The organism is Mesoterricola sediminis, assembly GCF_030295425.1.
In the GTDB taxonomy this organism is placed as follows: domain Bacteria; phylum Acidobacteriota; class Holophagae; order Holophagales; family Holophagaceae; genus Mesoterricola; species Mesoterricola sediminis.
Genome location: NZ_AP027081.1, coordinates 400,080 through 412,858, shown reverse-complemented (window position 1 = coordinate 412,858; position 12,779 = coordinate 400,080). Strand labels below are relative to the sequence as shown.

11 protein-coding genes are annotated in these 12,779 nt (G+C 71.1%); 6 read left to right on the top strand and 5 right to left on the bottom strand.

Annotated features, from left to right (window positions below; all coding sequences use genetic code 11):
- Positions 1-9 precede the first annotated feature (9 nt).
- Together R2J75_RS01885 and R2J75_RS01880 are read left to right on the top strand one after the other, a co-directional pair.
- Positions 10-1,290, top strand: coding sequence for a transcription antitermination factor NusB (locus tag R2J75_RS01885; RefSeq protein ID WP_316410954.1), 1,281 nt, complete (start codon positions 10-12; stop codon positions 1,288-1,290).
- The gene (locus R2J75_RS01880) at positions 1,290-1,637 is read left to right on the top strand and encodes a hypothetical protein (protein ID WP_243330831.1); all 348 of its coding nucleotides are present in this window, start codon (positions 1,290-1,292) and stop codon (positions 1,635-1,637) included. The genes R2J75_RS01885 and R2J75_RS01880 overlap by 1 nt, the downstream gene beginning before the upstream one ends.
- Before the next feature lie 84 nt (positions 1,638-1,721).
- On the opposite strand, the gene R2J75_RS01875 is transcribed toward R2J75_RS01880, so the two are convergent.
- From R2J75_RS01875 to pilB, 3 genes are all read right to left on the bottom strand, one after another.
- The gene (locus R2J75_RS01875) at positions 1,722-2,924 is read right to left on the bottom strand and encodes a type II secretion system F family protein (protein ID WP_243330832.1); all 1,203 of its coding nucleotides are present in this window, start codon (positions 2,922-2,924) and stop codon (positions 1,722-1,724) included.
- Positions 2,925-3,008: 84 nt separating this feature from the next.
- Positions 3,009-4,190: a type IV pilus twitching motility protein PilT gene (locus tag R2J75_RS01870; protein WP_279341885.1), complete on the bottom strand. Its 1,182-nt coding sequence runs from the start codon at positions 4,188-4,190 to the stop codon at positions 3,009-3,011.
- 75 nt (positions 4,191-4,265) lie between these two features.
- Positions 4,266-6,077: a type IV-A pilus assembly ATPase PilB gene (gene pilB, locus R2J75_RS01865; RefSeq protein ID WP_243330834.1), complete on the bottom strand. Its 1,812-nt coding sequence runs from the start codon at positions 6,075-6,077 to the stop codon at positions 4,266-4,268.
- A gap of 204 nt (positions 6,078-6,281) precedes the next feature.
- Here pilB and R2J75_RS01860 point away from each other — a divergent pair, with 204 nt between their 5' ends.
- Positions 6,282-8,156, top strand: a complete 1,875-nt coding sequence (locus R2J75_RS01860) for a coiled-coil domain-containing protein (RefSeq protein ID WP_243330836.1) — start codon at positions 6,282-6,284, stop codon at positions 8,154-8,156.
- A gap of 1 nt (position 8,157) precedes the next feature.
- Positions 8,158-9,324, top strand: a complete 1,167-nt coding sequence (locus tag R2J75_RS01855; RefSeq protein ID WP_243330838.1) for a GGDEF domain-containing protein — start codon at positions 8,158-8,160, stop codon at positions 9,322-9,324.
- Positions 9,325-9,330: 6 nt separating this feature from the next.
- On the opposite strand, the gene R2J75_RS01850 is transcribed toward R2J75_RS01855, so the two are convergent.
- Positions 9,331-10,314, bottom strand: coding sequence for a DNA polymerase III subunit delta' (locus tag R2J75_RS01850; RefSeq protein ID WP_243346204.1), 984 nt, complete (start codon positions 10,312-10,314; stop codon positions 9,331-9,333).
- Positions 10,314-10,976 carry a dTMP kinase gene (gene tmk, locus R2J75_RS01845; protein WP_243330844.1) on the bottom strand — a complete coding sequence of 221 codons (663 nt, stop codon included), beginning with the start codon at positions 10,974-10,976 and terminating at the stop codon, positions 10,314-10,316. Before tmk ends, R2J75_RS01850 begins: the two co-directional genes overlap by 1 nt.
- A gap of 140 nt (positions 10,977-11,116) precedes the next feature.
- On the opposite strand from tmk, the gene R2J75_RS01840 reads away from it, so the two are divergent.
- Positions 11,117-12,175 (top strand): zinc-ribbon domain-containing protein, encoded by a 1,059-nt coding sequence (locus R2J75_RS01840; protein ID WP_243330845.1) that lies wholly within the window; start codon positions 11,117-11,119, stop codon positions 12,173-12,175.
- Positions 12,176-12,186: 11 nt separating this feature from the next.
- The gene (locus tag R2J75_RS01835; RefSeq protein ID WP_243346205.1) at positions 12,187-12,777 is read left to right on the top strand and encodes a hypothetical protein; all 591 of its coding nucleotides are present in this window, start codon (positions 12,187-12,189) and stop codon (positions 12,775-12,777) included.
- The last annotated feature ends 2 nt before the right edge of the window (positions 12,778-12,779 follow it).

Here is a 12,779-nt window from a genome sequence, read left to right as displayed (position 1 = left end):
GGAGCCTTCATGCCGACACCCAGCCGAATCGCCGTCGCCGGCGCCCTCCAGACCGTCTTCGGAGAGGGGGAGCGGCTGCCGGAGGCCTGGGACCGCGACCTGCCGCCGGGCGACGCGGGTCTGGCCAACGCCCTCCTCGGCCTCTGCCTCCGGCGCTGGGGCACCCTGCAGGCCCATGTCCTCCCCCAGCTCCAGCGCCCGGAACGGGGCCTGCCCCTGGGCACCCAGATCGCCCTGGCCCTGGGCCTGGCCCAGCTGGCCTGGCTCCCGGGCGTATCGGTCCACGCCGCCGTGAACGAGGCCGTGGCCCTGGCCGGGCACCGGGACCTGGGCTTCCCGCCCCACCAGGGCCTGGTGAACGCCCTGCTCCGCCGGGCCGCCAAGGACCGGACGGCCCTCGCCGCCGCCCTGGACGCCGCCCCCGCCGCCCTGGACCAGACCCCCTTCGTCGCGCGGGCCCTGAAGGCGGCCCTGTGGCCCTGGGGCCGGCTGGACGCCCAGGACGCGCTGTGGCGCCGTCTCCAGACGCCCCCGCGGCCCTGGTTCGTGGCCCTGGACGACGCGCCCATGGACCTGGAGCCCGCCCCCGAGCTGCCCGGCGCCCTGCGCCTGCCCCCGGACGCCGACTTCCCGCGCACCTGGCTGGCCGAGGGGCATGGCATGGTGCAGGACCTCAGCTCCCAGGCCCTGCTGGCCTTCGCCTGGGATCGCCAGCCCGCCCGGATCCTGGATGCCTGCGCGGCCCCCGGCGGCAAGACGACGGGCCTCGCCCGGCGCTTCCCCGGCGCCGCCCTCACGGCCCTGGAGGTCCACCCCGCCCGGGCCCGGCGCCTGGAGGAGAACCTGGCCCTCCGGAAGGTGGCGGCCGAGGTGGTGGTGGCCGAGGCGGCCGACTGGCTCCGGAGCGGCGGCCCCGCCTTCGACCTGATCCTCCTGGACGCCCCCTGTTCCGGCTCCGGCACCCTCCAGAAACACCCCGAGCTCACCTGGATCGGCGATGGCATCGACCGGGCCCGCCTCCGGGCCGTCCAGCGGGACCTCCTGGAGGCCGCCACCCAGCGGCTCGCACCGGGGGGCCTCCTCATCTACGCGGTCTGCTCCTGGCTCTCGGAGGAGGGGCAGGACCACCGCGACTGGCTGGCCGGTATCCCCGGCTGGGCCCCCGCGGCCATCTGGCCCGAGGGCCTGGGCCCGGCGCCCGGCCCCGTGAGCTTCTTCCGCCCCGATCCCCTGGCCTGGCCGGGCGAGGGGTTCCAGGCCTTCGCCTTCACGCGTCATCCGGAGCCTTGATGTCGAGCCCCTGCCCTTCCTGCGGAGGCGTCCGCCTCCACACCGTGGCCGAACAATACGCCGCCCAGGTGCGGGACCCCCAGGCCGACCCCGTCCAGCGGGCCGCCCTGGCGCCGCCCTTGCGGCGGTCCGTCTTCCACGGCACCGCCTGCATCACCCTGTTCTTCCTGGCCGCCCTCAGCCCGGGCTTCGTCCCGCCGGCGCGCGCCCTGCCCATGATGGGGTTCTTCCTGGCCGCGGGCTCGGCGACTTTCCTCACCTGGATCCGGGCCCGCCGCAAGGACCGGCAGGCCATGGCCGCCTATCAGAAGCGGCGCATCTGCGCGGACTGCGGCCGGGAGGCCTGAGCCGGCCCGTCCTGCCGCTCGAGACAAGCGAAGGGGGAGTGCCCCGCGCCGGCGGCACCCCCCCCGTTCCGGGTCCGGGACCCGTCAGTCCTTGCCCATGACGTTGGCCAGGTTGAAGATCGGCATATACATGGCGATCACGATGAAGCCGATGATGCCGCCCAGCACGAAGATGATCAGGGGCTCCATCATGGCGGTCATGGCCGCCACGGCGTTGTCCACCTCGTCCTCGTAGAAGTCGGCCACCTTGCCCAGCATGGCGTCCAGGGCGCCCGTGGCCTCGCCCACGCCCACCATCTGCACGACCATCGGCGGGAAGACCTTGGTCTCGGCCAGGGGGCCGGCGATGTTGCGGCCCTGCTCCACCGCCTCGCGGGACTTCATGATGGCGTTCTGGATGACCACGTTGCCGGCGGTGCGGGCCGTGATGTCCATGCCCTCGAGGATGGGCACGCCGGAGCTGGTCAGGGTGCCCAGGGTGCGGCAGAAGCGCGCGACGGCCACCTTGCGCAGGAGCTCGCCGACGATCGGGATCATGAGGATGATCGTGTCGAGCTGCAGCCGGCCCGCGGGGGTCTTGTAGTACTGCCGGGTGCCGATGACGATCAGCACCAGGAAGATGGCCACCACCCAGAAGTAGTTGATGAGCACGTTGGAGATGGCGATGCACACCAGGGTCGGGAAGGGGAGGCTGCTGCCCATGCCCTCGTACATCTGCGAGAACACCGGGATGACCTTCACCATGATGATGGCCACCACGGTGATGGCGATGATGATCACCGTGATGGGGTAGGTCATGGCCCCCTTGACCTTGGAGGTCAGCTTCACGGCCTTCTCGATGTAGCCCGAGAGGCGCTGGAGGATCACGTCCAGGATGCCGCCCGCTTCGCCGGCGCCCACCATGTTCACGTAGAGATCGTTGAAGGCCTTGGGATGCTTGCTCAGGGCGGTCTGCAGGGTGGCGCCCTGCTCCACGTCCTTGCGGACGGCGCCGATGATGCGCTGGAACCCCTTGTCCGTCTGCTGCGCGCCCAGGATCTCCAGGCACTGGACCAGGGGGAGGCCCGCGTCGATCATCACGCTGAACTGGCGGGTGAAGATGGCCAGGTCCTTGGCCTTCACCTTGCCCAGGGCCTTGCCGCCCTCGGCCCCCTGCGCCTTGACGCTGACGACCTGGATGCCGTTCCGCTTGAGGGTCTGGGCCGCGGCGTCGCGGGTATCGGCTACGATGACCCCTTCCTGGATCTCACCCAGCCGGTTCTTTCCTTTCCAAGCATATGCGGGCATTAGAACCTCGAATGTCAGGGGATCGCTTCAGTGGGTCCAGGATAGGCCCAATCACCGTCCAAGGGAAGCACGGGGACGAGCATGCTAGGTGTATTTAATATTGGGGTTCCGGCCCCCCAGGACGGCGGAGGGCCCGGAACGGGGGGGCTGGGGCGTGGTCGCCATGTTCTGGGTGCCCACGCCGCGGTTGATCAGCTCGCGGAGTTCGTCCTGGTTGGAGGAGTAGGACATGGCCATGTCCTGGGCGATCTCCCCCCGCAGCACGAGCTCGGAGAGGCTCTGGTTGAAGGTCTGCATCCCGTACTTCAGCTGCCCGGTCTGCATGGAGCTGTAGACCTGGTGGATCTTGTCCTCGCGGATGAGGTTCCGGATGGCCGGGTTGGGGATCATCACCTCCAGCGCCAGGACCCGGCCCTTGCCCGAGGCCTTGGGGATCAGGGACTGGCAGAGCACGCCCTCCAGCACCAGGGAGAGCTGGGCCCGGATCTGGGGCTGCTGGTGGGCCGGGAAGACGTCGATGATGCGGTTCATGGTCTGCACGCAGGAGCTGGTGTGCAGGGTGCCGAAGGTGAGGTGGCCCGTCTCGGCGATGGTCAGGGCGGCCTCGATGGTCTCCAGGTCGCGCAACTCGCCGACGAGCACGACGTCGGGGTCCTGGCGCAGGGCCGAACGAAGGGCCTTCTTGAAGCTGTGGGTGTCGGCGTGGATCTCGCGCTGGTTGACGAGGCTCCGCTTGTGGTGGTGCACGTATTCGACGGGGTCCTCGATGGTGAGGATGTGGAGGGGCTCGATCTCGTTGACCCGGTCGATCATGGCGGCCAGGGTCGTGGACTTGCCCGAGCCGGTCACGCCCGTCACCAGCACCAGGCCCCGGGGCTTGTCGCACAGGGACTGGACGATGGGGGGCAGGCCCAGGGCCTCGAAGCTCCGGATCTGCTCGGGGATGGCGCGGAAGACGCCGGCCGTGGCGCCCTTCTGGTTGAAGACGTTGGCGCGGAAGCGGCTGACCCCCTGCAGGCCGAAGGAGAAGTCCACCTCCAGGTCCTCCTCGAGGCGGTGCTTCTGCTGGTCGGTCATGACGCCGTAGCAGAGCCAGCGGGTCTGGGCGGCCTCCAGGGGCGGGAGCTTGAGGGGGACCATGCGCCCGTCGATGCGCACCTGGGGCGCGGAATCGGTGGTGATGTGCAGGTCGGTTCCCCCGTACTCCACCATGGTCTTGAGGAGCTGCTGGAGCGGGACAACGTAGTTGGCGCTGTGCTCGGCCATGGGGCCTTCCTTTCCGTGCCGGGTTCTGTTCGGCGTGGGGGAGGCCTGCCCGGGCGGGGAGGCCTCTGGTGAAGACTAGAGAACCGTCTCGCGCACGATCTCCTCGATGGTGGTGACCCCGTCCAGGACCTTGCGGCACCCGGAGCGGCGGAGGGTGATCATGCCCTCCTTCACGGCCTGCTCGCGCAGCTCGATGGCGCTGGCGCCCGTGAGGATCATGTCCTTGAGGGTCTCGGACATCTCGAGCACCTCGTAGAGGCCGACGCGGCCCTTGTAGCCGCGGCCGCCGCACACCTCGCAGCCGGCCCCCTTCTTCAGCACGATCCCGCGGGCGACCTCCTCCTCCGTGAAGCCGATCTTGAGCAGGGCCTCGGGCGGCAGGGGGTGGGGATCGTTCTGCTTGCAGTTGGCGCAGATGCGCCGGACGAGCCGCTGGGCGCAGATGATGTTGACGCTGGTGGCCACCAGGAAGGGCTCCACGCCCATGTTCATCAGGCGGTTGATGGTGGAGGGGGCGTCGTTGGTGTGGAGGGTGGAGAGCACCAGGTGGCCGGTGAGGGAGGCCTTGATGGCGATCTCGGCCGTCTCGAAGTCGCGGATCTCGCCCACGAGGATGATGTTGGGGTCCTGCCGGAGGAAGGACCTCAGGGCCGCGGCGAAGTTGAGGCCGATCTGCTCCTTCATCTGGACCTGGTTGATCCCGGCGAAGTTGAACTCGACGGGGTCCTCGGCGGTCATGATGTTCACGTCCGAGGTGTTGAGCTTCGCGATGGAGGAGTAGAGGGTGTTGGTCTTGCCCGAACCCGTCGGTCCCGTGACCAGCACCATGCCGTAGGGCTTGCTGATCTGGCGGTCCCACTGGACGAGGCTCTCCGGCTCGAAGCCCAGCTTCGTCAGGTCCAGCATCAGCTTGTCGGAGTCCAGCAGCCGGAGCACGATCTTCTCCCCGAAGAGGGTGGGGAGGATGCTGACCCGGTAGTCGATGACCTTCTGCTTGCCGCCGAGCTGGACCCGCAGCTTGATGCGGCCGTCCTGGGGCAGGCGCTTCTCGGCGATGTTCAGCTTGGCAAGGATCTTCACGCGGCTGGTGACGGGGTCCTTCAGCTTGAGGTTGGGCCGCATGACCTCCTGGAGGAGGCCGTCGATGCGGAACCGGATCCGGTAGCTCTTCTCGTAGGGCTCGATGTGGATGTCCGAGGCCCCCTTGCGGATGGCGTCGATGAGCACCACATTAACCAGCCGGACGACGGGCGCGTCCTCGCTGGCCTTGCCCAGGGCCGCGACGTTGACCTCCTCGTCCTCGTCGAGGCTCTCGTACTCCGTCCCTTCGCTCATCTCGTCTTCGAGGTCGCGCAGGTCGAGGGTGGCCTCCTCGGACTCCAGGCCCGCGTCGGGGACGGCGCGGGGATCGGTGTCCCTCGCCTCGGTGCGGCGCTCGGTCCGGACGCCGGGCTCCTTGTCGCGGAGGGTCAGGCCGCTGGAGCCGCCGTAGTACTTCTCGATGGCCCGGATCAGGCCCCGCTCGGACGAGACGACCGGGTCGATGTTGTAGCCCGTGTGGAACCGCACGTCGTCCATGGCGAAGATGTCCGTGGGATCGGACATGGCCATGGTGAGGACGTTGCCGGAGCGCTGGAGGGGCAGCACCTTGTGCTTGTTGGCGAGCTCGGCGGGGACCAGGGCGATGACGGAGGCCTCGATGGGCGGCCACTGGTCCAGGTCCGCCGCGGGCACGCCGTACTGCATGCCCAGGAAGCTGACGATGTCCTGGTCGGAGCAGAAGCCGAGCCTGACGACGATGCTTCCCAGCTTCCCGCCCTCCCGGCGCTGGAGCTTGATGGCGTCGTCGAGCTGAACTTCCGTGATCAGCTGCGCTTTGACAAGCATTTCACCCAGCTTGCTGGCCAATGGTTCCTCCCAGGGGGGTCGTTGTGCAGTCTACACCTAACAAAGAGCTGCTTGGGATATAGCGTGATCCGCCCGAGCGGCTATCCTGGGGGCATGCCCAGCGCCCAGTCCTCAGGTCAGCGCCTTGATATGGCTCGGCTCCTCATCCGGGAAAAGGGACTTTCGCGGCAGGATCTCCAGTTATTGAACGAGATAATCCACATGGGGGCCGGCGACGTCCTCCCCCTGCTGGAGACCGGTCCGGGCGCGGAGCTCGAGGTGGGCGAGTCGCTCCACCTGGCGCGGCTGCGGCGGGCCTTCGGGCTCTTCCTCACCTTCCTCAACCAGTTCTCGGAACGGAGGCTGGGCGAGGTGCGGTCCGCCATGGGCCTGGTCCTCCAGCACAGCCTGGCGGAGCTGGCCGACCTGGCCGCGGCCGCCCACCGGGACATGCTGGACCGGAACCGCGAGCCCGAATGGGTGGTCAACCTCCTCGACCTCGTGGCCTCCCTGCGCACCATGGCCACCTCCCTGGGCTCCGGCGAGGACGACCAGCTCAAGGAGCACTGGACCGCCTTCCTCATGGAGCAGCGGGACCCCGTCCGGGCCCTGTTCGCCGAACTGGCCAGGGACGAGGCGGGCAAGGCCCTGGTGGCCCGGCTCAACACCCAGATGAAGGCCCTGAACCGGGCCCTGCAGACGGGCCAGGGCAACCCCCTCTCCGCGATCCGCAACCTGGAGGCCCTCCTGGGCGGCGCCCTGCCCGAATCCACCCGCCTGCGGGCCGAGCCCCTCCTCCTCATCCAGCACGTCATCGCGAGCCTGCGCATCACCCTCTTCCGCCCCCTGGACCGGGGGGTCCACTGGCCCGCCGTGGAGCAGATCCGCGGCAGCCTGCAGTGGCTCTGGAACCACCTGGGCTGGAGCCTCCCCCGGGTGGAGGAGCGCCTCCTGGAGCGGAACCTCCCCTCCGATGTGCGGGCCCTCCTCAAGAAGCTGCGGGAGGGGCACCCGCCCTCCTTCCGGATCGTCGCCCGCGCCCTGGTGAGCCACCTGGCCCTCCTCAGCCTCGTGGAGCGCGCGGAGCCGGCCGCCAACGCCTCCATCCCCCAGCGCTACGCCTCGGTGCCCACCTTCTATGTCATCGAATCCGAGCTGGGCCGGCTGGCGGAGCGCGTGTTCCACCCCCGGGTCGCGGACGGCCTTCCCGCCGGCAGCGAGGAGGCCCTGCTGCTGGGGGCCTTCCTGCGCCAGGCCGTGCTCAGCCTCCTCCAGGACCAGGCCACGATCCGCGGCCTCCTCCTCCAGACCCTCACCCACGAGGACGTGGACCAGCTGGCCGCGACCCTGGACAACCTCCGGGCCCTCCTCCTCTCCCACCAGCGCCAGCTCATGGGGGACCTGGTGGGGCTCTTCTCCCCCGAGCTGCGGGCCAAGCTCTTCCCGGACTCCCCCTCCCTCACCGAGGAGGGGGACCGGCTCCGCCAGCGCCTCCACCGCCTCTGGCAGTACATGGACCCCGCCCTCTCCCAGATCCGGCTGCACCTGGAGCTCCGCAACTGGCCCCGGCTCGCCCTGGCCCTGGCCCAGGCCCAGGCGCAGGTGGCCGGCTTCCGGCGGAGCCCCGAATTCCTCCTCATCCGCAGCGTCGACCGGGTCGAGTTCGAGCGCCTCTCCTCCCAGTTCGCGCGCAACCTGGACGATCCCCCCGACCTCGAGCCCGCCCTGGAGGAGGCCGCCGACGGCCTCGGCGAGATCCTGCGGTTCCTGGACCAGTTCCTGCTCCGGATCAACGCCCGGGTGCCCCTCATCCGCCTCGACCTCAACACCTCGCGGGAGGCCCAGCGCATGGGCGTCTCCCTCCGCGAGGCCCGGGGCGACACCCCCGAGCGGACCCGGCTCGCCCACAGGCTGATCCAGACCACGAAGCCCCTGGGCGTGCGGGACCCCCAGGCCCTCAACCTCCTCAAGCGCTGGGTGCGCGCGGAGCGCAGCGGCCGGGAGGTCCGGACCCAGCTGGACGCCCTCCTTTCCCACCTGGACCGACTTTCCACCCGCCTCGAGGCGGCCCTGAGCTGACATGGCCCTGACCCTCCTCCCGATCCACGACGCGCCCGGGCTACCCGCCCTGAGGGAGGCCCTGGCCACCTGGGACCTGGCCCCCGAGGACGGGCCGGGCGACGGGCTGGTCGTGATCGTGGCCGATCGCCCCGACGTGCGTTGGATCCCCCCCTACGGCAGCGGCATCCTGTGGTGGGTGAAGACGGCCGAGCCTGAGGAGACGAGCCTCGTCCTGAGCCGGCGCAACGGGTGGGTCCTCCTCCAAGACCGACCCATCGGCCGGGTGAGGGAGGCCCTCCAGGACCTGCGGGACCGGGACTTCGGCAACGACGGCTGGCTCCGCCAGATGATCCACCTGGCCACCCTGGAAGAGCTCCTCCGGCCCCTCCTGGCCCGGGCCGCGGCCCGGGCCGGGGCCCGGGGCGGCGCGGTCTGGATCCGCCAGGACGACGCCTTCTTCCAGCGCTGCGGCGAGGGCTTCCCCGAGGCCCCCCTCGCCCTCCAGGAGGCCGCGGCCCTGGTCGAGGCCGGCGAGGCCTGGTACCTGGTCCCCTCGGAGAAGCTGGGCCTCCTCCGCCTCGTGAGCCCCGCGCGGCCCGCGGACGCCTTCAAGGGCTGGGTCCAGGAGGTGGACGACCTGCTGGTGAAGGCCTGGCGGCTGGAGCAGAGCCTCATCCTCTCCCACAAGGACGATCTCACCGTCGCCTACAACCGCCGCTGCCTGGAGGCCGAACTCCCCCAGGCCATCCGCGAGGCCTCGCTGCGGGGCGAATCCGTGGCCCTCCTCTTCCTGGACGTGGACAACCTGAAGGAACTCAACAGCCGCTTCGGCCACCCCACCGGGAGCCGCGTGATCTCCACCGTCGCGCTGGAGGCCAAGGGCATCATCCGCAACCTGGACCGCCTCTACCGCTACGGCGGCGACGAGTTCTGCATCATCATCCCCGGCTCCACCGCCCCGGTGGCCGCCAAGATCGGCGAACGCCTCCTCGGGGCCCTGGCCCGGAGCCCGATCCAGGTGGGCAAGCACGCCGTCCAGGTCTCCATCAGCATCGGCGTGGCCTCCTTCCCCGCGGACGCCGACGGCGCCGAGCACCTCCTGGAGAAGGCGGACCGGGCCCTGCTCCGGGCCAAGACCAGCGGCAAGGGGTGCGTCGTCCTGGCCGAGGAGACCCGCAACCTCTGACGGGACCTACATCGCCTGAGCGACCTCGCGGAGCAGGGCGTCGGCGGCGGGATTGCGGGCGAGGGCGCGCTGGGCCTCGAAGGCCCGGGCCTGGCCGCTGGCCACGTCCAGGTCCCCGGCGGCGAGCCGGCGGATGGCCTCCTCCCAGGGCGCGAGCCGGAGGGGGCGGCCCTCCCGGGCCCGGGCCACGTCGGCCAGGAGCACGAGCAGCATGTCCAGGGCCTGGCCCACCTGCTCGTTCTGGGAGGCGTCCAGGGCCTTGTCGGGGCCGAGGGGGCCCCAGGCCTCGGCGAAGGCGGCGCCCCCGGCGAGGGCGATCCAGGCCTCGAGCCGGGCCTGGGCCCGCCCGAAGGCCTCCGGATCCAGGAAGCGCAGGGTCCCGCCCGCCAGGGCGATCCACCGGGCGCGGTCTCCCGCCTCCCAGCCTTCCCGTTCAGCCACCGTCCACGCCTCCGCGTCGGGCAGGGCCTTGAAGGGGATCCGCTCGCACCGGCTGCGGATGGTCTGGAGCATGGCCTCGGGCCGGTGGGTCACCAGCAGGAAGACGGTGGAGGGGGGCGGCTCCTCCAGGGTCTTCAGCAGCATGTTCGCGCTGGCGCCGTTGAGCCGGTGCGCGTCCTCCACCAGGATCCACCGGTGGCAGCCCGGGGGCGGGGACCGGTGGGCCCAGGCGATCACGCCGCCCTCCACCAGGTCGTCCTCGCGGATGGCGCCGATGCGGATGAGGCCGGCCTTGCCCTCGGGGGCGATGCGCAGCAGGTTGGGCAGCTCCACGGGGATCTCGCCCCGGAACATCCGGCAGCCCTCGCAGTCGCCGCAGGCGGTCCTGCGGAAGCACAGCTCCCGCTGGGCGAGCTCCAGGGCCACCCGGCGCTTGCCGATCCCGTCGGGCCCCGCGAAGAGCAGGGAGCCCCCGATCCGGCCCGCCTGGATCCGCTCCAGGAGGCGCTCCCGGATCGGGCGGTGGCCGATGGTGAGCGGATCGAACATCATTCCACCGGAAGGCCCGCGGTGCGCAGCAGCGGGGTCAGCCGGGCCCAGATGGCCTCCTCCACCGCGTCCGGCCCATCCTGGGCGGGCACGACGACGACCCGGTGGGGCTCCTTCTGGGCGATGGCCAGGAACCGGGCCCGCACCCGCTGGTGGAACGCCAGGTGCTCGTTGTCGAAGCGGGTCTCCCGGAAATCGCCGGCGGCCGAGTTCCGCGCCTCCACCCGCCCCAGGGAGGCGGCGGGGTCCATGTCCAGGACGATGGTCATGTTGGGCCGCACCCGGCCCAGGACGAGGTCGGCGATGCGGTCCAGGACGGCGTCGCTGATCCCCTGCGCCCCCTGGTAGGCGCGGGTGGAGTCGTCGAACCGGTCCAGCAGGACCATCCGGCCCTCCTCGAGGGCGGGCAGGACGCTCTGGGCCAGGTGCTGGGCGCGGTCGGCGTAGAAGAGCAGCAGTTCGGACTTCGCGCACCAGGTCTCGCCGGAGGGGTGGGGTTCGAGCAGGAGCTGCCGGAGCTCGCGGCACAGGGGCGTGCCCCCGGGTTCCTTGGAGACCTCAACGGGGATCCCCAGCCTGGTCAGCCGGGCCGCGAGGCGCCGGATCTGGGTGGATTTTCCGGATCCTTCGATCCCTTCCATGGTGATGAACAGCCCTGCCACGCAACCTCCCGGCGCCTCCGGGCACCCCTGAAAGGATACCCGGGTACGCCGCCTCCCGCCCCGGGACCCCACCGGAGGCTGCACATTCCCGGAAATGGGCATATCCTTTTCCACAAAGAATCCCCTCTGCGGAGTCGACCGTGACAGAAACCATCCGGTGCCCAGGCTGCTCCACCCGCTTCGCGCTCCGGCCCGGGCGCGTCCGCGCGGGCATCCGCCGCGCCAAGTGCTTCCGCTGCGGGACCGTCTTCGACATCGCGGAAACCGTCGAGCGCCTCCTCGCCGTGCCCGCCCTGGCGCCCGCGGACGCGCCCTTCGACGCGCCCCTGGCCGACCTGCACGTGGCGCCTCCGGTCCCGGAGGCCCCCCTCGACCTGCCCGTCCTGCCCCCGGAACCGATCGCCATGCCGGCCTCCCTGCAGACGGCCAATCTCGAGCAGTCGCCCTTCGAGGCCTTCGACGCCGCGCCGCCCTCCCTGACCCTGGGCGACCTGGAGGGCGCCGACGAGGAGATCATGGAGAAGACCCTGGTCATCCTGCCGCCCGCCTCCGAGGCGCCCGAGCCCGCCGACCCCGGCGCCTCCGGCTTCACCTCCGCCAAGGACGCCATCGCCAAGCTCATGGGCGACGCCCCGGCCCCCGCCGCGCCCTCCGAGCGGCGCCTCCTGGGCAGCCGCAACCCCATGGACGTCGAGGCCACCCTCAGCGCCCTGGAGACCACCCTGGGCGGGGTCCAGGCGCCGCCCCCGGCCCCCCTGGCGCCGCCGCCCCCCCCGTCGGCCTCCACCCTCAAGCTCTCCGCCGCCGAGATCCAGGCGGCCATCGGCTCCGCCCCCACGCGCCTGCCCGAGTTCGCCGCCCCGGCCCCCGCCCCCCTGGGACCGCCGCCCGTGTCCCGACCGGCCGCCCCGGCCCCCACGGCCGATCACCTGAAGGTCCAGCTGGAGCAGGAAACCCTGGAAAACCAGACCATCGACCAGGTGATCCGCATGGTCGAGCAGGGCCGGATCCAGGCCTACCACATGGTCGCCCGCCAGTTCAGCGACAACTGGATCGAGGCCGTCAAGGTGCCCGCCCTCCGCCCCGTCTTCGAGCGCCGCCGGCGGGAGGAGATCGGGCTGTCCAGCGACCCTGTCCACCCGCCCGAACTGACGTCCCCCAAGCGGAGCCTCTTCGGCGGCCTTTTCGGACGCAATTGAAGGGAACACGCATGATCCTCCCGCTGGTCCTCCCCCTCGCCCTTGGCCTCGCCCATCAGGCCGCGCCCAAGGAACCCGAGCCGCCCACGGAAGTGGTCAAGGCGCCGGAGGCGCCGGCCCCGGCCCGGGACGCCGCCGCGAAACGTCCCGCCACCCCCGCCCCGGTCCCGGCCCCCCAGGCCGCCCCCGCCCCCGCGGCGGCCCAGGCCGCGCCCGCGCAGGGCCTCGGCTTCGCCAGCTTCCGCCTCCCCTACACCTGGAACGCCATGATCCCCATCCAGGGCGCCGAGGTGGACGGCCTGCGCATCGAATCCATCTTCTTCAACAAGCGGGAGGCCAACGTCTGGCCCCTCCGGGGCGCCGACTTCGGGACCCGGGCCCAGGTCAAGGTGACGAACACCTCCTCGAAGAACAAGATCCCCGGCTTCGCCGTGGCCGTCTTCGACGCCGAGGACCGGCTCGTGGGCGTGGCCACCGGCGGCACGAAGGTGGGCTCCGTGGGCGCGGGCACCTCCGAGACCTTCGACCTCAACTTCCATCAGGTCCTGGAGCGGCTCCCCAAGGGGACCACCTTCGTCCTGAGCGTGGAACTCACCAACTGAAC